The organism is Streptomyces sp. NPDC043896, assembly GCF_056435605.1.
This window is the reverse complement of sequence record NZ_JBWKEE010000046.1, coordinates 1-21954: the sequence shown is the minus strand read 5'-3', so window position 1 is coordinate 21954 and position 21954 is coordinate 1. Positions and strand designations below refer to the sequence as shown.

Genomic DNA, 21954 nt, shown 5'->3' with positions numbered 1-21954 from the left:
GGGCAAAAACCCCGGGGGCGGAGACCCCACTTCGTGGGGGTTGTGTCCCCCACCCTCCCTTCCCCTGTTTCATGGGCTTCCCCTCCTCCCCCGCCCCCCCCCCCCCCCCCCACCCCCGCACCCCCGCGCCTCAGACGCCGGCGGGGCCGGAAATTCGCTGCGCGAATTCCAGCCCGCGCGGCGATTGAGCGCAACAGGGTCCGGGGCGGAGCCCCGGGACCTTTCACGCCCCGCCGGCGTCCGAGGCGAGAACGGTTGAAGGGCGGGCAGGGGACGGCCCCGCGCAGCGGCAGCGGGCAGCGGCTACGCGCCCGCGAAGTGGGACCGGACCAGGGACTCCACGGCCGGGAGGTCCTGCGCGGCCAGCGCCTCCAGCAGCGCCGAGTGCTCCGCCGCGTCGGCCACCAGATCGGCCCGCCGCACCCGCGGGGCGCCCGGCAGGGGCCACTGCGCGCGCCGGTGCAGTTCCTCCGCGATCTGCGTCAGCTGCCCGTTGCCCGACAGCGAGAGCACCGCCCGGTGGAAGGCCCGGTCGGCCTCCGCGTACCGGGGCAGGTCCCCCTCGGCGGCCGCCTCGGCGGTGGCGAGCGCGGCCGGGCGCAGGGACTCCCAGGTGGCGGCGGGCACGGAGCGGGCCAGCCTGAGCATCACGGGCACCTCGATCAGGGCCCGGACCTCGGACAGTTCCGCCTGGGTGCGCGGGGTGCGGGTGAGCACCCGGAAGCCGCGGTTGGGCAGGCATTCCACCGCCCCCTCCAGCGCCAGCTGCTGCATCGCCTCGCGGACGGGCGTCGCGGAGACACCGAAGCGCTCGCCGAGCGCGGGGCCCGAGTAGATCTCCCCCGGGACCAGCTCTCCGTCCACCAGGGCGGCGCGCAGCGCGTCCAGGACCTGTCCGCGCACCGAATGGCGCAGCACCTTCCGCGGCGTCTTCCGCGGGGTCTTCTGCATCGGGATCAGCGGCGTCCGCGCCACCTCGTCCTCCGGTACCGGCACCGACACCAGGGCATGGGCCGCTTCGCGCACTCGGTCCTCCTCCGGGTCTCGACCGGTTCCGAGGATAGGCGACGGTCCCCGGAAGGCCGGGCCCGTGCGGTACTCCCCACACCGCCCGAGATCAGCTAAGGTAAGGCTTACCTTCTTTCCCGACGCGTGATTCGGTGGTCCGCCATGCCCGGCCCGGCTGTTCCCGCCCCGCTCCCGTCCGCACCCGCCCCGGCCGGCTCTCCGGTGGCGCGCGCGTACGAGCGCATGGCGGCCGCCTACCCGGGCCTGCGGGCCGAGGAGCACGGCGCGCACGAACCCCTCCCTCGCGGTGTGGGCTGGGTCGGTGCGCACGAGCTCGCGGAGGGCGGCGCGGCCCTGGACGCCCACCTCGCGTGGGACGAGGCCCAGGTGCTGCGGGACTACGGGCGCCGCGGCAGGCCCGACGTGGTGGCCGGGTTCGGCCTCCACCGGTACGCCTGGCCGGCCTGCCTGCTGATCACCGTCCCGTGGTTCCTGGAGCGCCGGGTGCCCCGGCTGCCCGTGGACCGGGTGGCCTTCCACCGGACCCAGGGGCGGATGGCCGTACGCGTCGAGGAGTTCGCGTGCCTGCCGGACGACCCGGCGGCCGCCCTCCCCGGGGCGCGGGTCGTGCCCGGCGAGGAGGCCCTGCGGGAGGAGGTGCGGGCAGCGGTGGCCCAGCACCTCGGACCGCTGCTGGAAGGTTTCGGCCCGCGGATGCGGCGCGGCCGCCGCGCCCTGTGGGCGATGGCCTCGGACGAGGTGGTCGAGGGCCTCTGGTACGTCGGGAGCCTGCTCGGCGAGGAGCGGCGGGCGGTACGCGAACTGGAACTGCTGCTGCCGGGCGCGCTCGCCCCGTACGCGGCCGGCGCCGGCTTCCGCGCCCTCGCCGGGCCCGGCGGGGCGGAGCTGACCACCCGGGACCGGGCGAGCTGCTGCTTCTTCTACACGATCCGGCCCGAGGACACCTGTACGACCTGCCCGCGCACCTGTGACGCCGACCGCGTCACCCGGCTCACGGAGGCCGCCGCCTGAACCCACCCGTGCGGATGAAGTCGATTCGAACTCAACTCGACTGACACGAGCGCCAGTTCGACCCACAACACCCTATCCGACGGGACCCGCCCCCCGTTGGCGTCCACTTGCCCCGAAACCCACGTGCACCACTGACCGGCTGCGCCACTATGGCGCCCGGAAAGCCGCATACGCGAGGCAAGGGACATCCGCATGAGACTGACCGACATATCGCTGGACTGGCTGCTGCCCGGCAGCCTGTTGATCCTGGGCGTGCTTGCGGCAGTGGCGGTGCTGGCCCGGGGCAAGCGTGAGGGCGAGAAGGCCGCGGCCGACGACAGCTGGGAACGCAGCGAGGAACGCCGCCGCCGCAAGGAGGCCATCTACGGGACCGCCTCCTACGTCCTGCTCTTCTGCTGCGCGGCGGTGGCCGCCGCGCTCTCCTTCCACGGGCTCGTCGGCTTCGGCCGGCAGAACCTGAACCTCTCCGGGGGCTGGGAGTACCTGGTCCCCTTCGGCCTCGACGGCGCCGCCATGTTCTGCTCGGTGCTCGCCGTCCGCGAGGCCAGCCACGGCGACGCCGCCCTCGGCTCGCGGCTGCTGGTCTGGCTGTTCGCGGGGGCCGCCGCCTGGTTCAACTGGGTCCACGCCCCCCGCGGCACGGGCCACGACGGCGCCCCGCAGTTCTTCGCCGGGATGTCGCTCTCGGCGGCGGTGCTCTTCGACCGGGCCCTCAAGCAGACCCGCCGCGCGGCGCTGCGCGAACAGGGCCTGATCCCCCGCCCGCTGCCGCAGATCCGCATGGTCCGCTGGCTGCGGGCGCCCCGGGAGACCTTCGGCGCCTGGTCGCTCATGCTGCTGGAGGGGGTCCGCACCCTCGACGAGGCGGTGGACGAGGTGCGCGAGGACAAGAAGGAACGCGAGCAGGACCGGCACCGCAGGCGCGAGCAGCACCGCCTGGACCGCGCCCACATCAAGGCACTGGGCCGCCAGAACAGGGCGTTCGGGCGGGCCCGCGCGCGCCAGGTCGACCTGCCGGGGCTGGCCCCCGGGGCGGGCTCCGCGCCGGTGGGCGCGGAGCCCGCCATATCGGAAGCGGGACAGCTGCCCCTGCGCCGAAGGCCCTCACTGCAGGCCGTGAACGGTACCGACTCCCCTGATCCGTCCGGGCACCGGACGGTGGACCTCACCGCCGAGGACGACACCCAGACGATCCCCCGGCTCGACCACCTGGAGCGCAAACTGAAGGACCTGGAGCAGCAGTTCGGCTGACCGGACCGCGCGCACCGGAAGCGGGGATCCCTCGGGGACCCCGCTTCCGCACGCTCAGGCCGGACCCGCCGCCCCGAGCTCGAACCAGACCACCTTGCCGCGCCCCCTCACGAGCGGATCCACGCCCCAGGCGTCGGCCAGCGCCTGCACCAGGACCAGTCCGCGGCCGTGCGTACCGTCGTCGGCGGACGGTACGTGCGGCCGGGGCAGGCGTGCGGCGTGGTCGCGGACCTCGACCCGGAGCCGGCCGGCCCTGACGCTCGCGGACACCTCGGCGCCCTGCTCGGTGTGGACGAGGGCGTTGGTGACGACCTCGGTGATCAGCAGCTCGGCCACCTCGGCCGTCTCGCCCCGGCAGCGGTGGCGCACCAGCTCCCGCAGGGCCCTGCGGACCTCGCCCACCGCCTTCAGATCGGCCCGGCGCACGCTGCGCGCCATCTCGGCCCGGTCCTGCTCGCCCGCCGGCGACGGCTCCCGCGCCACCGGCCGGTCGGTCCGCCACGTCTTCCCGCTCCTCGCCCCCACCCGCACGGCGACATACCTCCCCGTATCGCGCTGCCCGTGGTCTCGAACAGGTCTACGGAATGCATGCCCCCGGCGACGGTCCGCACTCCTTCGGCCTCAGGGCCTGGGAACGTTGCGGAGGTTGGATCGAGCCATCTGGATCATCCGGCCCACCCCGCCGTCCAGCACGATCTTGCCGGCAGAAAGTGCGAATCCGGTCACCATCTCGGCGCTGATCCTCGGCGGCATCGACAGCGCGTTGGGATCCGTCACCACATCCACCAGAGCGGGTCCCTTGTGCCGGAACGCGTCCTTCAGAGCGCCCGTGAGCTGCTTGGGCTTCTCGACGCGCACCCCGTAGGCGCCCGCCGCGCGGGCGATCGCGGCGAAGTCGGGATTGCGGTTCGTCGTTCCGTACGAAGGGAGGCCGGAAACCAGCATCTCCAACTCCACCATCCCCAGGGAGGAGTTGTTGAAGAGAACCACTTTGACGGGCAGGTCGTACTGCACCAGGGTGAGGAAATCTCCCATCAGCATCGAGAAACCGCCGTCACCCGACATCGACACCACTTGACGGCGGCGGTCCGTGAACTGTGCGCCGATGGCCTGCGGAAGCGCATTGGCCATGGAACCGTGGCTGAAGGAGCCGATGATGCGGCGCTTGCCGTTCGGGGAAAGATAGCGCGCCGCCCACACGTTGCACATGCCCGTGTCGACGGTGAACACGGCGTCTTCGTCCGCGAGTTCGTCGAGGACCGACGCCACGTACTCGGGGTGGATCGGCGTGTGCTTCTCCACCTTGCGGGTGTACGCCTTCACCACCCCCTCCAGCGCGTCCGCGTGCTTCTTCAGCATCCGGTCCAGGAAGCGCCGGTCGTCCTTCGGCCGGACCCGCGCGTTCAGCGCGCGCAGGGTCTCCCGCACGTCCCCCCAGACCGCGAGGTCCAGTTGGGAGCGGCGGCCCAGGTGCTCGGGGCGGATGTCCACCTGGACGATCTTCACGCCGTCGGGGAGGAAGGCGTTGTACGGGAAGTCCGTGCCGAGCAGGATCAGCAGGTCGCACTCGTGCGTGGCCTCGTAGGCGGCCCCGTAGCCCAGCAGCCCGCTCATGCCGACGTCGTACGGATTGTCGTACTGGATCCACTCCTTGCCGCGCAGGGCGTGGCCGACGGGGGCCTTCACCCGGCCGGCGAACTCCATCACCTCGGCGTGCGCGCCGGCCGTGCCGCTGCCGCAGAACAGCGTGACCCGGTCGGCCGCGTCGACCAGCCGCACCAGCTTCTCGATCTCCCCGTCGCCCGGCCGCACCGTCGGCCGGGCCGTCACGAGAGCGTGCTCCACCGCCTTCTCCGGGGCGGGCTGCGCGGCGATGTCGCCGGGCAGCGCGACGACGCTGACGCCGCCGCGGCCGACGGCGTGCTGGACGGCGGTCTGGAGCAGCCGGGGCATCTGCGCCGGGTTGGAGATCAGCTCGCTGTAGTGGCTGCACTCCCGGAACAGCTGGTCGGGGTGGGTCTCCTGGAAGTAGCCGAGACCGATCTCGCCGGAGGGGATGTGCGAGGCCAGCGCGAGGACGGGGGCCATCGAGCGGTGGGCGTCGTACAGGCCGTTGATCAGGTGCAGGTTGCCGGGGCCGCAGGAGCCGGCGCAGGCCGCGAGCCTGCCGGTGAGCTGGGCCTCTGCGCCCGCCGCGAACGCGGCCGCCTCCTCGTGGCGGACCTGGATCCACTCGATGCCGCCCGTCCGGCGGATCGCGTCGACCACCGGGTTCAGGCTGTCGCCGACGACCCCGTACATCCGCCGCACGCCCGCGCGCACGAGGATGTCCACGAACTGCTCCGCCACGTTCTGCCTGGCCATGGAAGGCGCCCTTTCCGGTTCCCGCGAGCCGTGTGCGCCTTCCATCCACGCACGTCCCGCGCGGTTACGCCTCCCAGAGCGCGGCGGCCGTCCGGTCGTCGGCGTAGCCCTTGAGGCGGAGCTGGGTGTCCGCGAGGAACGCCGCGAGGCCCGGCGGCTCCCCCTGCGACCAGCGGGCGGCCAGCTCGGCCGGGAGCAGGCCCTCCTCCCGCATGGGCTCGGCGAGGCCGCCGGAGCAGAGCAGCAGGGTGTCACCCGGGCGGGCCACGGAGGCCCGGAACCGGAAGCCGCCGTCCTCGGCGCGGGTGTCCCGCTCCAGGTCCTCCCAGCGGCCGGAGCGCAGCCGGAAGGCCCCGCCTGCCCCCGCGCCGAAGCAGATCCGGTTCGGGCACCGAGGGTCCAGCGGCAGCAGGAGCCCGCGCAGCCCGGCGGTGTACGCCTCCTCCGCGAGCCCGAGCTCGGCGGCGCGGGCCCGCAGCCGCCCGTAGCCCCGGTCGGTGAGGCGCTGGAGCCCCGACAGCAGGGCCTCGCGGCGGCCCGCCCGGATGTCGTCGGCGAGCCGCTCACGGCTGCGCCCGACGGCCGCCGCGACGAGGTGGCCCAGCTCCGCGGCGGCCTCGCGGGCTCCGGGGGCGGCCCGGTCCCCGCCGGCCAGCACCACCAGCACCAGGGCGTCGTCGCCGCCGCCGAAGCGGGCGGTGAGCAGGAAGTCCCGCCGGGCTTCGCCCCGGTAGCGGGCCGAGTCCCCGCGCAGGGAGGCGGCGCGTAGGGTGTACGTGCCGTAGCGGGCCCCCTCCAGGACGGTGTCGGGGGTCAGGAAGTCGAGCGCGGCCGGGTCGGCGGCGGGCAGCGCTCCGGGCTCGGCGGCGTAGGTGGGGGCGCGGTCGCCGAGGTGCCGTACCGCGGGCCGCTCGGGCTCCGGCCCGGGACCGGGTTCGGGCTCCCGCACCGGCGGCGGCGCGGGCGGCACGGCCACGTCCCCCCGGGCGTACCCGGTCTCCCCGGCCAGCCGCGGGTCCACCGCCCCGGCCGCCGGGTACCCGGGCGGTGCCGGCGGCACGGCCGGCAGCCCCTCGGGGGGCGGGGGCACCGGCGGCCGGGGCGGCGCGGGCGGTGACTCCGCGCGCCTGGCGGGCGGGACGAGCGGTGCCGCCGGGGGCTCCCGGCGGGGGGACGGCAGCGGCGGCTCGGCCGGAGCCCGGTCCGTCACCAGGACCGACGCCGAGCGGAAGCGCTGCTCCAGGGTGTCCCCCGGGTCGGGGACGGAACCCGCGTCGGGGTCCTCGTACAGCTTCTGCCACCAGTCCTCCGCGCCCTGCTGACTCATGCCCCCATTCTCGGCCCGACGGGGCGGCGGAAAACCCCGAATGCGCGAAATGGGTCCGCTCCCGCGATCCCCGTACAGAAGGCCGGACTTCGCACGTACGCCCACCTTCACGCCCGTCGCACCGCACGCGCCTTGGCGCACGGGCGGCTCATGCGGCGAAGATGGCCGCGGCGGGTTCGCGCCGTGGCCGCTTCCCGCCGGGAACGGCCCTGGGGAGTGGGGGTGGACGGGTTGCTGGGAGCGATAGGCCTGGACGAGGGCCAGGAAGCGGCGTACCGCGCGCTGGTGGCACTGGGGGCGGCGGAAGTGCCCGATCTGGCACACCGGCTGACGCTGCCGGTGCCCCAGACGGAACGCGCCCTGCGGCACCTGGAACGCCACGGGCTGGCCGCCCGCTCCTCGGCCCGCCCGGGCCGCTGGGTGGCGGCGCCGCCGGGCGTCGCCCTCGGAGCGCTTCTGAACCGGCAGCGGCACGAACTGGAACGGGCCGAGCTGGCCGCCTCGGCGCTGGCGCGGGAGTTCCGGGCGGAGGCCGCCGAGCCGGCGGTGCACGACCTGGTGGAGGTGGTGACGGGCGCGAGCGCCGTGGCGCACCGCTTCCACCAGCTGCGGGCGGGCGCGACGCGGGAGGTCTGCGCCCTGGTCGCCGCCCGGCCCCAGGCGCCCGCCGGGCCGGACGACGAGTCCCGGGACCGGGGCGTCGGGCACCGGGTGGTCGTCGAACGCGAGGTGCTCGCCCTGCCCGGCGGGATCCGCGAGGCCTCCAGCGCGCTGGCGCGCGGCGAACTGATCCGGGTGACGGCGGCGGTCCCCACGCATCTGGTGATCGCGGACGGCGCCCTCGCCATGGTCCCGCTGACGGCGCCCGGGGCGGAGCCGGCGGCCCTGGTGGTCCACGCGTCGGGACTCCTGGAATCGCTGCGGGGGCTCTTCGAAGCGGTGTGGCGGGAATCCCTCCCGCTGCGGCTGGGGGCGACGGGCCACCCGGAGGAGGGCGACGGCGGCCCCGACACCACCGACCTGGAGATCCTCTCCCTGCTGCTGGCGGGGATGACCGACGCGAGCGTGGCCAAGCACCTGGAGCTGGGCCTGCGGACGGTCCAGCGGCGGGTGAAGGGGCTGATGGAGCTGGCGGGCGTGACGACCCGGCTCCAGCTGGGCTGGCACGCGTACGAACGGGGCTGGGTGGCCCGCTAGCCGGGGGTCCGTCACCCTGGGCGCATGGATCTGCCGCAGCTGCTCCTGGTGGGGCTGGTGCTGCTGCTCGGACTGCTGGGAGTGCTGGTCCCGGGGGTGCCGGGGACCTGGCTGGTCTGGGCGGGCCTGCTGTGGTGGTCGCTGCACGAGCGGTCCGCGTCGGCGTGGGGGGTCCTGGTCGCGTCGACGGCGCTGCTGCTGGTGGTGCAGGTGGTGAAGTGGCAACTGCCGCCGAGGCGGTTGCGGGGCGTCGGCGTCACCCGCCGGATGGCGGCGTACGCGGGCGTCGGCGCCCTCGCCGGCTTCGTGCTGCTCCCGGTGGTGGGGGCGGTGCCGGGCTTCGTGGGCGGCGTCTACCTGTGCGAACGCCGCCGCCTGGGCACGCACGGGGAGGCCTGGGCGTCGGTGCGGGCGGTGATGCGGGCGGTGGGGACGAGCGTACTGGTGGAGCTGGTGGCGTGCCTGATGGTGACGGCGGCGTGGGTGGGGGCCGTACTGGCGTCCCCCTGACGGAGTGCTCCCCCGGGCGGCGGCCGGGCGGGGAGACCGCCCCCACCCGGTCACCGCCCGGCCGGGGCGAGGGCCCGGCCGGGTCGTCAAGGTTCCGCCCGGCCCGCGGCGCCCGGCACCGCGGGCCTGACCGGCGCTACTTCGACGACAGGCCCTGGCCTCCCCGCTTCGCCGCGTGGTTCAGCCGCCCCTCCGCCGACTTCAGGCGCCAGTCGCGGCGGATCTCCGCGCGGAGCCTGGCGTCCGTCTTCGCGACGATCCGCTGGTTCTCGCGGAGCAGCTTGCGGTAGCTCTCCAGGCGCCGCTCCGGGAGGGCTCCCTCCGCTACCGCCTCCCGCACCGCGCACCCCGGCTCCGCCTCGTGGGCGCAGTCGTGGAAGCGGCACCGCTCGGCGTACTCCTCGATCTCGGAGAACACCTGCCCCACGCCCGCCTCCGCGTCGAACAGCCCGACGCCGCGCAGTCCCGGGGTGTCGATCAGGACGCCGCCGCCCGGCAGGGCGAGCAGGTTGCGCGTGGTGGTGGTGTGGCGGCCCTTGCCGTCGACCTCTCGGGTCTCCCGGACGTCCATGACGTCCGCGCCGAGCAGCGCGTTCGCCAGGGTGGACTTGCCCGCGCCGGAGATCCCGAGCAGCACGCTCGTACCGTCGGCGACGATCGCGGCGAGGACGTCGGTGCCCTCCCCGGTGTGCGAGGAGACGGTGAGGACCTGGACGCCGGGGGCGGTGGTCTCCACGTCCTGGACCAGGTAGGCCAGCGCGGCCGGGTCCGGGACGAGGTCCGCCTTGGTCAGGACGACCAGCGGCTGGGCTCCCGACTCCCACGCCAGCGCGAGGAAGCGTTCGATCCGGCCGAGGTCGAGCTCGACGGCGAGCGAGACCGCGATGATCGCGTGGTCGACGTTGGCCGCGAGGATCTGCCCCTCGGACCGCTGCGAGGAGGTGGACCGTACGAAGGCGGTCCGGCGCGGCAGGTACGCCTTCACGTAGCGCGGGTTGCCGGCCGTCTCGACGACGGCCCAGTCGCCCGTGCAGATGACCCGGAGCGGGTCGTGGGGGGTGACGAAGGCGGTGTCGGCGCGGATCACGCCGTCCTCCGTCATGACGTCGCACTGGCCCCGGTCGACGCGTACGACACGGCCCGGGAGGAGTCCCTGGGCGGCGTACGGGGCGAACTCGGCGGCCCACACCCCGTCCCAGCCGTAGGAGGCGAGGGAAGGGGAGGAAGAGGGGGAAGAGAGAGTCAAGGGGAACCCTTCACAGGGTGGCCCCGGCAGCGCCCGCTCGGCGGCGGTGCGATGGGTGTGAGGTCAGCCGGAGACCACGGGGGCGGAAACGATGACGAACTCCTGAATGCGGGCAACACCCGTCTCCGTGACAGTCATCAATGTCCTCACCTCCGGTTTCCTGCTGCTCGCGGAGCCGCCTCGGCCCCGTTCCTCCGGAACCATAACCGGCCCGGCGGCGCGGCACCACCGAATTGACCGGCGCCGGTCCGCGCGTCCCCGCCGGCGGGCGCGGCGCGCCGCCGTCCGCTCTTGTGTACGAGTCCCCCGTCGAGGTGGACGCGCCGTGCGCGGAGCTGACGGGCGCCGGTCCGCGGGGGCGTCCGGCGCCCCGGAGGGCCTTCCCGGGCCGGGGGCGTCAGTGCTTGCGCAGCCTGGCGGTGTAGTCGTCGGGCGGCAGGAAGTTCGACCAGCGCTCGGGGAACTCCGACGGCATCCCGGCGTCCTCGTCGTCCTCGGACTCCCCCTCGGCGAGGGCCCGCCAGGCGGCGGCGCGGGCGACGAGCTGGGCCGCCTCGGCCTCGCGGACCCGTTCGTTGGCCTCGCGGGCGGCGGCCGTGGCCACCGAGGGCCAGACCCGGTCGATCGCCGCGTTGACGGCGGCGCCGACGAGCACGGCGAAGGCCGAGATGCCGATCCACAGCAGGATCGCGACGGGCGCGGCCAGGGACCCGTAGATCGTCGGGCCCTCCACCGTGTTGGTCAGGTAGATCCGCAGCAGGAACGAGCCGAGCACCCACATCGCGAGCGCGACGAGCGCGCCCGGGACGTCCTCGATCCACGGCGAGCGGACGGGGACGGAGACGTGGTAGAGCGTGGTCAGGAAGGCGATCGAGAGCAGGGTGACCACGGGCCAGTAGAGGACGGCGATCACCTCGGTGCTCCAGGGCACCAGGCGGACGACGGCGTCGGGCCCGACGACCATCAGCGGCAGCACGATCGCGCCGATCAGCAGGGCGATCACGTACAGGAGGAAGGCGAGCAGCCGGGTCTTGACGATGCCCCGCTGGCCGTCGAGGCCGTACATGACGGTGATGGTGTCGATGAAGACGTTGACGGCGCGGGAGCCGGACCACAGGGCGAAGGCGAAGCCGAGGGAGATCAGGTCGGGCCGGCCGCGGCTGGTGACGTCGTCGAGCATGGGTCTGGCGATCTCGTTGACGCCCCGGTCGGACAGGACGGTGCCGACCGCGCGCAGGATGTTCTCCTCGATGCTGGCCACGGACTGGGTGTTCGTCCAGCCGTCCACGTAGCCGAGGAGGCCGAGGAGGCCGAGGAAGAGCGGGGGCAGGGAGAGCAGGGTGAAGAAGGCCGCTTCGGCGGCCAGGCCGAGGATCCGGTACTCGATGCAGGAGTTGACGGTGTCTTTGAGGAGCAGCCAGCCCATCTTGCGCTTGGAGACGTTGCGGTAGAGGGCGCGGGCCCGGTGGAGGCGTCCCGAGCGTGCCGGGATCCCCTCGGGTGTTTCTTTTGCTGGCTGCACGTCCTTACGGTATCCGCATGGCAGCCACCACCCACACAGTCAGCAACCAGGCCCCGCCGCTCGTCGGGTACGAGGTGTACCTCGGCGACCGGGCCCTCACCGAGGGCGTGGAGCGGCACCTCGCCGGCGCGGCCCCCGAACTCCGCGACGAGGTACGGGAGGAGCTCACCGCGCTCGGCCGCGCCGCCGGCTCGCAGGAGGCGCAGCGCTGGGGCCGGGAGGCGAACGAGAACCCGCCGGTACTGCGGACGCACGACCGCTACGGGAACCGGATCGACGAGGTGGAGTTCCATCCGTCGTGGCACCGGCTGCTCGGGCACGCGGTGGGTGCCGGGCTCACCGACGCCTGGGGCCGTCCGGCGGGGCACCTGCGGCGCGCGGCGGGCTTCTTCCTGTGGTCGCAGGCCGAGGCGGGGCACGGCTGCCCGGTCTCGATGACGCACGCGGCGGTGCCGGCGCTGCGGGCGGATCCGGAGCTGGCGGCGGAGTGGGAGCCGCGGCTGACCTCGCACGTGTACGAGGAGGGGCTGCGGCCGGCGGGGCAGAAGGCCGGGGTCCTCTTCGGGATGGGGATGACGGAGAAGCAGGGGGGCAGCGACGTCCGGGCGAACACGACGACGGCGGCCCCGCTGGACGCCGCCGGGGAGTACGTGCTGACCGGGCACAAGTGGTTCTGCTCGGCGCCGATGTCGGACGGCTTCCTGGTGCTGGCGCAGGCACCGGGAGGGCTGACGTGCTTCCTGGTGCCGCGGGTGCTGCCGGACGGGACGCGGAACGTGTTCGCCATCCAGCGGCTGAAGGACAAGCTGGGCAACAAGTCGAACGCCTCGGGTGAGATCGAGTTCTCCGGGACGTGGGCGCGCCGGGTGGGCGAGGAGGGCCGGGGGGTGCGGACCATCATCGAGATGGTCACGGCGACCCGGCTGGACTGCGTGATCGGTTCGGCCTCGCTGATGCGGCAGGCGCTGACGCAGGCCGTCCACCACGCGGAGCACCGCTCCGCTTTCGGAGCACCGCTCATAGAGCAGCCGCTGATGCGCAACGTGCTCGCCGACCTCGCCCTGGAGTCGGAGGCGGCCACGGCCCTGACGCTGCGCCTCGCGGCCGCGTACGACGCCGGGACCGACCAGGAACGGGCGTTCCTGCGCCTCGCGGTGCCCGCCGCGAAGTACTGGGTGACCAAGCGGTGTACGCCGATGGTGGCGGAGGCCCTGGAGTGTCTGGGGGGCAACGGCTACGTCGAGGAGTCCGGGCTGCCGAGACTCCTGCGCGAATCCCCGGTGAACTCCATCTGGGAGGGTTCGGGCAACGTCCAGTCGCTGGACGTGCTGCGCGCGCTCCAGCGCGAGCCGCAGGCGCTGAACGCCTTCCTCCAGGAGGTCGGGCTGGCCAGGGGCGCCGACCACCGGCTGGACGCGGCGATCAAGAACCTGCTGACCGAGCTGGCCGACCTGGACGGGATCGAGGCGCGGGCCCGGCGGGTGGTGGAGCGGATGGCCCTGGTGCTGCAGGGCTCGCTGCTGGTGCGGTGGGCTCCGCCCGAGGTGGCGGACGCGTTCTGCGCGTCCCGGCTCGGCGGCGACTGGGGGGCGGCCTTCGGGACGCTCCCGCACAGTCTGGACCTGGCCGCGGTGGTGGCACGGGCGCGGATCACGGGCTGACGGCGGTCCCCAAACCGCCGTGCTCCCTGGCCGTGGTGGTCCCCAAACCACTACGGCCGCCGGAGCGCTCAGCACCGGATCCGAGCCCGTGGAGGTGGGACCCGGGGTGGCGCCGCGCCGACTCGGCACCACCCCTGGTCCAAGAGCCCCGAGGAAGGAGCTGTCACGCCGCTCGGCGGCGTGCCGATAGTTTCGGTCGGGTGACCGGGGGTTGGCGAAGGTTGCATACCGTTGCAACCCTGCATTCCTTACGGCGCGGAATTCGCCCGCCGCATGTGCCCGGGAAGTACGCGCGTGCGCCTCGGGGGGCGGCTTGCGCAGTACGTCCTGTTCAGCACGGGGAGGTTCCGGTGGCCAACACCGCAGGCAGCGCGGTCGACGTGGCGCGCATCTCGGCCATGGACGCGCGCGAGGCGGCGCGCCTGCTCAAGGGGGTACGGGCCGCCGCGCTGGCCGGGGACCAGCCGCCCGCCGCCCCCCGCCCGGAGATCGCCGAGTCCTGGCGGCGGATGCTCGCCGGCGGGGTGCACCCCGACCGGGACGCCCGCTCGCGGATGCTGTCCGCCGCCGAGACGGAGGAGCGGCGTCAGATCTCGCCGCTGCGGGAGATCCTCCCGGTGCTGCGGGAGGGGCTGCTCCCCGCGCTGGACGAGGCCCTGCACATCATGGTCGTCGCCGACGCGGACGGGCGGCTGCTGTGGCGGGAGGGGCACCGGTCGATCCTGCGCAAGGCGGACCGGCTGGGCTTCGCGGTGGGGGCCGACTGGGACGAGGCCGTGGTCGGCACGAACGGGGTGGGCACCGCCCTGGTGACGCGGCGGCCGGTCCAGGTGTTCTCGGCGGAGCACTTCGTCTCCAGTCACCACGACTGGACCTGCGCCGGGGCGCCCGTGCACGACCCGAAGGACGGCCGGCTGCTGGGCGTGGTCGACGTCAGCGGGCCGCTGGACACCATGCACCCCGCGACCCTGGCCTGGGTCAGCTCCGTGGCCCGGCTCGCCGAGCGGGAGCTGCGGGTGCGGCACCTGGAGTCCCTGGAGCGGCTGCGGGCCGTGGCGGCCCCCCTGCTGGCCCGGCTGCCCGGAAGGGCCGTGGCCGTGGACCCGCACGGCTGGACGGCGGCGGTGACGGGGCTGGCCCCCGCCGACCGGATCGCCCTGCCGAAGGCCCCGGCCCCCGGCCCGGTGTGGATCCCGCAGCTGGGCGACTGCGTGGCGGAGCCGCTGCCCGGCGGCTGGCTGCTGCGGCTGGCCGAGCCGCGGGCCGGCGCCCCTGCGGTGAGCCGGGTGGTGCTCGACCTGAGCCGGCCCCGCTCCTGGTCGGCGACCGTGTACGGGGCCGCCGGGAGCTGGTCGCAGGAGCTGAGCCCGCGCCACGCGGAGCTGCTGTTCCTGCTCGCGGAGACCCCGCGCGGGCGTACGGCGGCGGAGCTGGCCGCCGAGCTGTTCGGGGACCCGACGCGGACGGTGACGGTCCGCGCCGAGCTGTCCCGGGTCCGGCGGCACCTCGCGGGGGTGCTGACGCACCGGCCGTACCGCTTCGCGGAGGACGTGGAGGTGGAGCTGATCCGCCCCGCGGACCCGGGCCGGCTGCTGCCCCACTCCACCGCCCCGGCGGTGGTCCGGGCCCGCCTGGGCCGCGGCGGGGCGCCCGTGATTCCCTGAACGGCATGAGCACCATCACACTCACCACCTGGTCCCTCGAGATGACGTCGCCGTCGGACCTCGTCCCGGCGGCCGTGCCGGGCCCGGAGATCACCATCACCCGCGCGGAGGTCCCCTCGCCGGAGCTCAGCCGCTACCTGTACGCCTCGGTGGGCGGGGACATCCACTGGACGGACCGGCTGTCGCTGACCCGCGCCGAGTGGGTGGAACTGCTGGAACGGCCGGGCGTGGAGACGTGGGTCGCGTACGACCGGGGCACCCCGGCGGGCTACGTCGAGCTGGACCCGCAGGCCGACGGCGTGGTCGAGATCATGTACTTCGGGCTCCTGCCGGACTTCCGGGGCCGCCGCATCGGCGGTCACCTGCTGAGCTTCGGCACGGCCCGCGCCTGGGACCTCGCGTCGCGCTGGCCGGACCGCGAGGCCACCCGCCGGGTGTGGGTGCACACGTGCAGCCAGGACGGCCCGACGGCGATGGACAACTACCGGCGCCGCGGCTTCAAGGTCTTCAAGACGGAGACGGAAGAGAAGGCGGAAACCCCCACGCCGGGGCCCTGGCCGGGAGCCTGACCCCTGGCCGGGGGTTACGGGGTGGGCCGGCGCCCTGCCGGACGGGCACATCCAGCCCCGCCGGCGTGTGAGGCGCGGGGTCCGGGGCGGAGCCCCGGTGAACGGTGGAAGGGCGGGCAGGTGAGCTCGCCCCGCGCAGCGGCGCACCCGGCCACCCGCCCACCGGCCGCGACGCCCCGCGCAGTGGGCACCCAGGCCGGTCCGAGCGGGCCTCCGGCCCGCCCCCGCACCCCGCCGCCGGCGACGGAATCCGGCCTGGCCGGGGGCGCTCACCGCCGCATACCGTGGAGGCCCGGCCGCGCCGCGAAGGAACCCGAAGACACGTGACAGCGGTCACGCGATCTCATGATCCGGGACGACTTCGTCCGGATCGTGGACAGTAGTGGACTCCTCCAATCGGCACATGACACGCTTCGGCCATGAATGGAGCTGGAATTGCCTTGGTGAGTCGGCGGCACGTCGACCTCGGCCGCATGTCCAGCGCCATCTGTCCGGCACGCTGACGGAACCAGCACCCGCCGCACATCGCCGCAGTCCCCGCCGCCGCGGACGCGTCGATCACCCGCAAGCCCCCTGAGGCCGAACACCGCCCCCTGCCCGTCGGCAACCCCGACACACGGGCGGAAATCGGCCACACCTGCTCAGAGACTCCAGCGTGAACAGGGGCGCGCCGCCGCTCCCCCCTGCCTCCACCTCGAGCCGTTGAAGAAGGACGTACCCGCCATGGCCGCCACCCCTGAAACGCCCGCAGCCGCCCCCGCAGCCGCAGCGCGCCGCAAGACCGGCCGTCACCGCGGAGAGGGCCAGTGGGCCGTCGGGCACCACACGCCCCTCAACGGCAACGAGCAGTTCAAGAAGGACGACGACGGTCTCAACGTGCGGACACGCATTGAGACGATCTACTCCAAGACGGGCTTCGACTCGATCGACCCCAACGACCTGCGCGGCCGTATGCGCTGGTGGGGCCTCTACACCCAGCGCAAGCCCGGGATCGACGGCGGCAAGACCGCGATCCTGGAGCCGGAGGAGCTGGACGACAAGTACTTCATGCTGCGCGTCCGCATCGACGGCGGCCGGCTGACCACCGAGCAGCTCCGCGTCATCGGCGAGATCTCCGAGGAGTTCGCGCGCGGCACCGCCGACCTCACCGACCGCCAGAACGTGCAGTACCACTGGATCCGGATCGAGGACGTCCCGGAGATCTGGCGCCGGCTGGAGGCCGTCGGCCTCTCGACGACCGAGGCCTGCGGTGACACGCCCCGCGTCATCCTCGGCTCGCCCGTCGCCGGCATCGCCCAGGACGAGATCATCGACGGCACCCCCGCCATCGAGGAGATCTACCGCCGCATCGTCGGCAACCCGGACTTCTCCAACCTGCCCCGCAAGTTCAAGTCCGCGATCTCCGGCTCGCCGCTGCTCGACGTGGCGCACGAGATCAACGACATCGCCTTCGTCGGCGTGAACCACCCCGAGCACGGTCCCGGCTTCGACGTCTGGGTCGGCGGCGGCCTGTCCACCAACCCGAAGCTGGGCGTCCGCCTCGGCACCTGGGTCTCCCTGGACGAGGTCCCCGACGTCTACGAGGGCGTCATCTCGATCTTCCGTGACTACGGCTACCGCCGGCTGCGCACCCGCGCCCGCCTGAAGTTCCTGGTCGCCGACTGGGGCGCGGCCAAGTTCCGCCAGGTCCTGGAGGACGAGTACCTGAAGCGCAAGCTGACCGACGGCCCCGCGCCCGAGCAGCCCAGCGGCCAGTGGCGCGACCACGTCGGCGTCCACCAGCAGCAGGACGGCAAGTTCTACGTCGGCTTCGCGCCCCGCGTCGGCCGCGTGGACGGCGCCACCCTCACCAAGATCGCGGACATCGCCGAGCAGCACGGCTCCGGCCGCCTGCGCACCACGGCCGAGCAGAAGATGATCGTCCTCGACATCGAGGCCGGCCAGGTCGACTCGGTCGTCGCGGCCCTGGAAGCGCTGGACCTGCGGGTCAAGCCGTCCCCGTTCCGCCGCGGCACGATGGCCTGCACCGGCATCGAGTTCTGCAAGCTGGCCATCGTCGAGACGAAGGCGCGCGGCGCCTCGCTGATCGACGAACTGGAGCGCCGCCTGCCGGACTTCGCCGAGCCGATCACCATCAACATCAACGGCTGCCCGAACGCCTGCGCCCGTATCCAGGTGGCGGACATCGGTCTCAAGGGGCAGCTGGTCCTGGACGACGACGGCAACCAGGTGGAGGGCTACCAGGTCCACCTGGGCGGCGCCCTCGGCCTGGAGGCCGGCTTCGGCCGCAAGGTCCGCGGCCTCAAGGTCACCTCGGCCGGTCTGCCCGACTACGTCGAGCGGGTCGTCAAGCGCTTCTCCGAGGAGCGCGAGGACGGCGAGCGCTTCGCCGCCTGGGTCGGCCGCGCCAGCGACGCGAGCCTCTCATGAGCGAGCGCGCCGCACCGTTCTACTGCCCGTACTGCGGCGACGAGGACCTGTTTCCCCACGAGACGGGTCACGGCGCCTGGGAATGCAGGGCCTGCAACCGAGCCTTCCAGCTGAAGTACCTCGGGCTGCTGGCCCGGGGTGTTCAGTCCAACACCGCTGGAGGGGACGAGATATGACCACTACTCAAGACGTCAGTCTCAGAGAACTCGCCGAGCAGGCGGGCCGGGACCTGGAGGACGCGCCCGCGCTGGAGATCCTGCGGTGGGCGGTGGAGACCTTCGGGAAGAAGTTCTGCGTGACCTCCTCGATGGAGGACGCGGTCGTCGCCCACCTGGCCTCGCGCGTGGCTCCGGGGGTGGACGTGGTCTTCCTCGACACGGGCTACCACTTCGAGGAGACGATCGGCACGCGTGACGCGGTGGAGGCGGTGATGGACGTCAACGTCATCACGCTGACCCCGCGTCAGTCGGTCGCCGAGCAGGACGCCGAGTACGGGCCGAAGCTCCACGACCGCGACCCGGACCTGTGCTGCGCCCTGCGCAAGGTCAAGCCCCTCGAAGAGGGCCTGACCGGGTACGAGGCGTGGGCGACGGGTCTGCGCCGCGACGAGTCCCCGACCCGGGCGAACACGCCGGTGGTCGGCTGGGACGAGAAGCGGGGCAAGGTCAAGGTCTCCCCCATCGCCCGCTGGACGCAGGACGACGTGGAGGCGTACGTCGCCGAGCACGGGGTGCTGACCAACCCGCTGCTGATGGACGGCTACGCCTCCGTCGGCTGCGCCCCGTGCACCCGCCGGGTCGCGGAGGGCGAGGACGCACGGGCCGGCCGCTGGGCCGGGCTCGGCAAGACCGAGTGCGGGCTGCACGGCTGATGACCACGACAGCTACGGAAACCACGGAACTTACGGAGAAGCGGATGAGCGTGACCGGCCAGGGGGCCACGGTGTGGCTGACCGGTCTGCCCAGCGCGGGCAAGACCACCATCGCGTACGCGCTGGCCGAGCGGCTGCGCGGCGAGGGGCACCGGGTGGAGGTGCTCGACGGGGACGAGATCCGCGAGTTCCTCTCGGCGGGTCTGGGTTTCAGCCGTGAGGACCGGCACACCAACGTGCAGCGGATCGGGTTCGTGGCCGAGCTCCTGGCGAGCAACGGCGTCAAGGCCCTCGTCCCGGTGATCGCCCCGTTCGCCGACAGCCGTGAGGCGGTCGCGAAGCGGCACGCCGACGCTTCGACGAACTACCTGGAAGTGCACGTGGCCACCCCGGTCGAGGTGTGCTCCGAGCGTGATGTGAAGGGGCTGTACGCCAGGCAGGCTGCGGGCGAGATCTCCGGTCTGACCGGCGTCGACGACCCCTACGAGGCCCCGCAGGCCCCGGACCTCCGTATCGAGTCGCACACGCAGACCGTGCAGGAGTCGGCCTCCGCCCTGCACGCACTGCTCACCGAGAGGGGTCTGGCATGACCACCGCCGCGCACCTGCACACCGAGTCCGGCTCCGACGCGCCCTACGCGCTGTCGCACCTCGACGCCCTCGAATCCGAGGCGGTGCACATCTTCCGTGAGGTGGCGGGTGAGTTCGAGAAGCCGGTGATCCTGTTCTCCGGCGGCAAGGACTCCATCGTCATGCTGCACCTGGCGCTGAAGGCGTTCGCCCCCGCGGCGGTGCCCTTCGCGCTGCTGCACGTCGACACCGGGCACAACTTCCCCGAGGTCCTCGACTACCGCGACCGCGCGGTCGCCAGGCACGGCCTGCGCCTGCACGTGGCCTCCGTCCAGGAGTACATCGACGCCGGCAAGCTCCGCGAACGCCCCGACGGCGTCCGCAACCCGCTCCAGACCGTCCCCCTCACCGAGGCGATCCAGCAGCTGAAGTTCGACGCCGTGTTCGGCGGCGGCCGCCGCGACGAGGAGAAGGCCCGCGCCAAGGAACGCGTCTTCTCCCTGCGCGACGAGTTCTCCCAGTGGGACCCCCGCCGCCAGCGCCCCGAACTGTGGCAGCTCTACAACGGCCGCCACGCCCCCGGCGAGCACGTCCGCGTCTTCCCGCTGTCCAACTGGACCGAGCTGGACGTGTGGCAGTACATCGCCCGCGAGGAGATCGAACTCCCCGCGATCTACTTCGCGCACGAACGCGACGTCTTCCAGCGCAACGGCATGTGGCTGACCGCCGGCGAATGGGGCGGCCCCAAGGACACCGAACCGGTCGAGAAGCGCCTCGTGCGCTACCGCACCGTCGGTGACATGTCCTGCACCGGCGCCGTCGACTCCGACGCCGCCGACCTCGACGCCGTGATCGCCGAGATCGCCGTGTCCCGCCTCACCGAGCGGGGCGCCACCCGCGCCGACGACAAGCTGTCCGAGGCCGCGATGGAAGACCGCAAGCGCGAAGGGTACTTCTAGCCATGACGACCACCACCGAGCAGCTCAGCGCCACCACGCTGCTGCGCTTCGCCACCGCCGGTTCCGTCGACGACGGCAAGTCCACCCTGGTGGGCCGCCTCCTGCACGACTCCAAGTCGGTCCTGGAGGACCAGCTGGAGGCCGTCGAGCGGGTCTCCGCCGACCGCGGGCAGGACGCCCCGGACCTGGCCCTCCTCACCGACGGCCTGCGGGCCGAGCGCGAGCAGGGCATCACCATCGACGTGGCCTACCGCTACTTCGCCACCGCCCGCCGCCGGTTCATCCTCGCCGACACCCCCGGGCACGTGCAGTACACCCGCAACATGGTCACCGGTGCCTCCACCGCCGACCTCGCCGTGGTCCTCGTCGACGCCCGCAACGGCGTCATCGAGCAGACCCGCCGCCACGCCGCCGTCGCCGCCCTCCTGCGCGTCCCCCACGTCGTCCTCGCCGTCAACAAGATGGACCTCGTGGACTACCGGGAGTCGGTCTTCGCGGAGATCGCCGAGGAGTTCAACGCGTACGCCACCGAGCTGGGCGTCCCGGAGATCACCGCGATCCCGATCTCGGCGCTGGCCGGCGACAACGTCGTGGAGCCGTCCTCCAACATGGACTGGTACGGCGGTCCGACGGTCCTGGAGCACCTGGAGACCGTCCCGGTCAGCCACGACCTCACGGCCTGCCCGGCGCGTTTCCCGGTGCAGTACGTGATCCGCCCGCAGACCGCCGAACACCCCGACTACCGCGGCTACGCGGGCCAGATCGCCTCCGGCGTCCTGCGCGTCGGCGAAGCCGTCACCGTCCTGCCGTCGGGCCGCACCTCCGTCATCGAGGGCATCGACGCCCTCGGCGAGCCGGTGGACATCGCCTGGTCCCCGCAGTCGGTGACCCTGCGCCTCAAGGACGACATCGACATCTCGCGCGGCGACCTGATCGCGCCGGCCGCGAGCGCCCCGGCCACCACCCAGGACGTCGTCGCGACGGTCTGCCACGTGGCCGACCAGCCGCTGGCCGTGGGTGCGCGGGTGCTGCTCAAGCACACGACGCGCACGGTCAAGGCGATCGTCAAGGAGATCCCCTCCCGGCTGACCCTCGACGACCTCTCCCAGCACCCGAACCCCGGGCAGCTGGTCGCCAACGACATCGGCCGCGTCGTCGTCCGCACCGCCGAGCCGCTCGCGCTCGACGCGTACGCCGACTCGCGCCGCACCGGCTCCTTCCTCCTCATCGACCCGGCCGACGGCACCACCCTGGCGGCGGGCATGGCGGGCGAGTCCTTCGCCTCCAAGGCCGAGACCGTACAGGCGGACGACGAGGGCTGGGACTTCTGACCATGCTCGCCGACATGTACACCACCTTCGCCAAGGAGGGCGGCCGCGTAGGCAGCGGCGCACTCGGCAGCGGCCAGGGAGGGGTGGCGCGATGTGCGCGATGACGCACGCGCACCGCATGTGCGCCCCCGCCCTCCACGAGCCGTACCCGCCCTCGCTCCACCGACGAAGACCTGCGCCGTAGACCCAGACGGCGCGTCGAGAGGAAGTCCTCCCGTGCCTGCCACCAGCACCACCCGCAAGGCCCTCCGCCGCGGCGTCCTCGCCCTCACGGCGGCGCTTCCCCTGCTGCTCACCGCGTGCGGCTACGGCTCCCAGGCCGAGAAGACCGAGCCGGAGGACAAGCCGGCCGCGGCCGGCGGTCAGAAGCTCTCCGCTTCCGAGGTCCGCATCGGGTACTTCCCGAACCTGACGCACGCGACCGCGCTGGTCGGCCTCCAGGA

At 73.5% G+C, this 21954-nt stretch carries 20 protein-coding genes and 1 pseudogene; 15 read left to right on the top strand and 6 right to left on the bottom strand.

Annotated elements, in window-relative coordinates; translation table 11 throughout:
* Positions 1 to 303: 303 nt before the first annotated feature.
* Positions 304 to 951, bottom strand: a complete 648-nt coding sequence (locus AC069X_RS36820; RefSeq protein ID WP_478735871.1) for a GntR family transcriptional regulator — start codon at positions 949 to 951, stop codon at positions 304 to 306.
* Between the two features lie 219 nt (positions 952 to 1170).
* Between AC069X_RS36820 and AC069X_RS36815 the strand changes: the two genes are divergently transcribed.
* Together AC069X_RS36815 and AC069X_RS36810 are read left to right on the top strand one after the other, a co-directional pair.
* Positions 1171 to 2040, top strand: a complete 870-nt coding sequence (locus tag AC069X_RS36815; protein ID WP_478735863.1) for a (2Fe-2S)-binding protein — start codon at positions 1171 to 1173, stop codon at positions 2038 to 2040.
* 192 nt (positions 2041 to 2232) lie between these two features.
* Entirely contained in the window at positions 2233 to 3291 is a 1059-nt protein-coding gene (locus AC069X_RS36810; RefSeq protein ID WP_478735861.1) for a DUF2637 domain-containing protein, read from the top strand.
* A gap of 54 nt (positions 3292 to 3345) precedes the next feature.
* On the opposite strand, the gene AC069X_RS36805 is transcribed toward AC069X_RS36810, so the two are convergent.
* From AC069X_RS36805 to AC069X_RS36795, 3 genes are all read right to left on the bottom strand, one after another.
* Positions 3346 to 3729 carry an ATP-binding protein gene (locus tag AC069X_RS36805; RefSeq protein ID WP_478735870.1) on the bottom strand — a complete coding sequence of 128 codons (384 nt, stop codon included), beginning with the start codon at positions 3727 to 3729 and terminating at the stop codon, positions 3346 to 3348.
* 183 nt (positions 3730 to 3912) lie between these two features.
* Complete coding sequence (locus AC069X_RS36800; RefSeq protein WP_478735860.1) at positions 3913 to 5655, bottom strand: pyruvate dehydrogenase; 1743 nt, start codon at positions 5653 to 5655, stop codon at positions 3913 to 3915.
* Between the two features lie 64 nt (positions 5656 to 5719).
* Positions 5720 to 6982 (bottom strand): protein phosphatase 2C domain-containing protein, encoded by a 1263-nt coding sequence (locus AC069X_RS36795; RefSeq protein WP_478735859.1) that lies wholly within the window; start codon positions 6980 to 6982, stop codon positions 5720 to 5722.
* A gap of 231 nt (positions 6983 to 7213) precedes the next feature.
* Here AC069X_RS36795 and AC069X_RS36790 point away from each other — a divergent pair, with 231 nt between their 5' ends.
* On the top strand, positions 7214 to 8179 hold the full coding sequence (locus AC069X_RS36790; RefSeq protein ID WP_478735868.1) for a helix-turn-helix domain-containing protein: 966 nt from the start codon (positions 7214 to 7216) through the stop codon (positions 8177 to 8179).
* Between the two features lie 24 nt (positions 8180 to 8203).
* On the top strand, positions 8204 to 8689 hold the full coding sequence (locus tag AC069X_RS36785) for a DUF456 domain-containing protein (RefSeq protein WP_478735857.1): 486 nt from the start codon (positions 8204 to 8206) through the stop codon (positions 8687 to 8689).
* Positions 8690 to 8825: 136 nt separating this feature from the next.
* Here AC069X_RS36785 and rsgA read toward each other — a convergent pair whose 3' ends face one another.
* Complete coding sequence (gene rsgA, locus AC069X_RS36780) at positions 8826 to 9935, bottom strand: ribosome small subunit-dependent GTPase A (protein ID WP_478735855.1); 1110 nt, start codon at positions 9933 to 9935, stop codon at positions 8826 to 8828.
* Between the two features lie 397 nt (positions 9936 to 10332).
* Positions 10333 to 11457 carry a YihY/virulence factor BrkB family protein gene (locus AC069X_RS36775; protein WP_478735853.1) on the bottom strand — a complete coding sequence of 375 codons (1125 nt, stop codon included), beginning with the start codon at positions 11455 to 11457 and terminating at the stop codon, positions 10333 to 10335.
* 17 nt (positions 11458 to 11474) lie between these two features.
* Between AC069X_RS36775 and AC069X_RS36770 the strand changes: the two genes are divergently transcribed.
* The 11 genes and pseudogenes from AC069X_RS36770 to AC069X_RS36720 form a co-directional block, all read left to right on the top strand.
* Positions 11475 to 13118, top strand: coding sequence for an acyl-CoA dehydrogenase family protein (locus tag AC069X_RS36770; RefSeq protein WP_478735851.1), 1644 nt, complete (start codon positions 11475 to 11477; stop codon positions 13116 to 13118).
* A gap of 398 nt (positions 13119 to 13516) precedes the next feature.
* Positions 13517 to 14782, top strand: coding sequence for a GAF domain-containing protein (locus AC069X_RS36765; protein WP_478735866.1), 1266 nt, complete (start codon positions 13517 to 13519; stop codon positions 14780 to 14782).
* Positions 14783 to 14787: 5 nt separating this feature from the next.
* The gene (locus AC069X_RS36760; protein WP_478735849.1) at positions 14788 to 15351 is read left to right on the top strand and encodes a GNAT family N-acetyltransferase; all 564 of its coding nucleotides are present in this window, start codon (positions 14788 to 14790) and stop codon (positions 15349 to 15351) included.
* 419 nt (positions 15352 to 15770) lie between these two features.
* Positions 15771 to 15854: a putative leader peptide gene (locus tag AC069X_RS36755; RefSeq protein WP_312847410.1), complete on the top strand. Its 84-nt coding sequence runs from the start codon at positions 15771 to 15773 to the stop codon at positions 15852 to 15854.
* Between the two features lie 220 nt (positions 15855 to 16074).
* A complete protein-coding gene (locus AC069X_RS36750; protein WP_478735847.1) occupies positions 16075 to 17781 on the top strand; it encodes a nitrite/sulfite reductase in 1707 nt (568 codons plus the stop codon).
* Complete coding sequence (locus AC069X_RS36745) at positions 17778 to 17957, top strand: hypothetical protein (protein ID WP_125815005.1); 180 nt, start codon at positions 17778 to 17780, stop codon at positions 17955 to 17957. Before AC069X_RS36750 ends, AC069X_RS36745 begins: the two co-directional genes overlap by 4 nt.
* Entirely contained in the window at positions 17954 to 18652 is a 699-nt protein-coding gene (locus tag AC069X_RS36740; protein WP_478735845.1) for a phosphoadenylyl-sulfate reductase, read from the top strand. The genes AC069X_RS36745 and AC069X_RS36740 overlap by 4 nt, the downstream gene beginning before the upstream one ends.
* Positions 18652 to 19242, top strand: a complete 591-nt coding sequence (cysC, locus tag AC069X_RS36735) for an adenylyl-sulfate kinase (protein ID WP_478735843.1) — start codon at positions 18652 to 18654, stop codon at positions 19240 to 19242. Before AC069X_RS36740 ends, cysC begins: the two co-directional genes overlap by 1 nt.
* Positions 19239 to 20180: a sulfate adenylyltransferase subunit CysD gene (gene cysD, locus AC069X_RS36730; protein ID WP_478735841.1), complete on the top strand. Its 942-nt coding sequence runs from the start codon at positions 19239 to 19241 to the stop codon at positions 20178 to 20180. The genes cysC and cysD overlap by 4 nt, the downstream gene beginning before the upstream one ends.
* A gap of 2 nt (positions 20181 to 20182) precedes the next feature.
* Positions 20183 to 21511 (top strand): sulfate adenylyltransferase subunit 1, encoded by a 1329-nt coding sequence (locus tag AC069X_RS36725; protein ID WP_478735839.1) that lies wholly within the window; start codon positions 20183 to 20185, stop codon positions 21509 to 21511.
* A gap of 216 nt (positions 21512 to 21727) precedes the next feature.
* A pseudogene (locus AC069X_RS36720) lies at positions 21728 to 21954 on the top strand (sulfate ABC transporter substrate-binding protein); the annotation flags it as partial.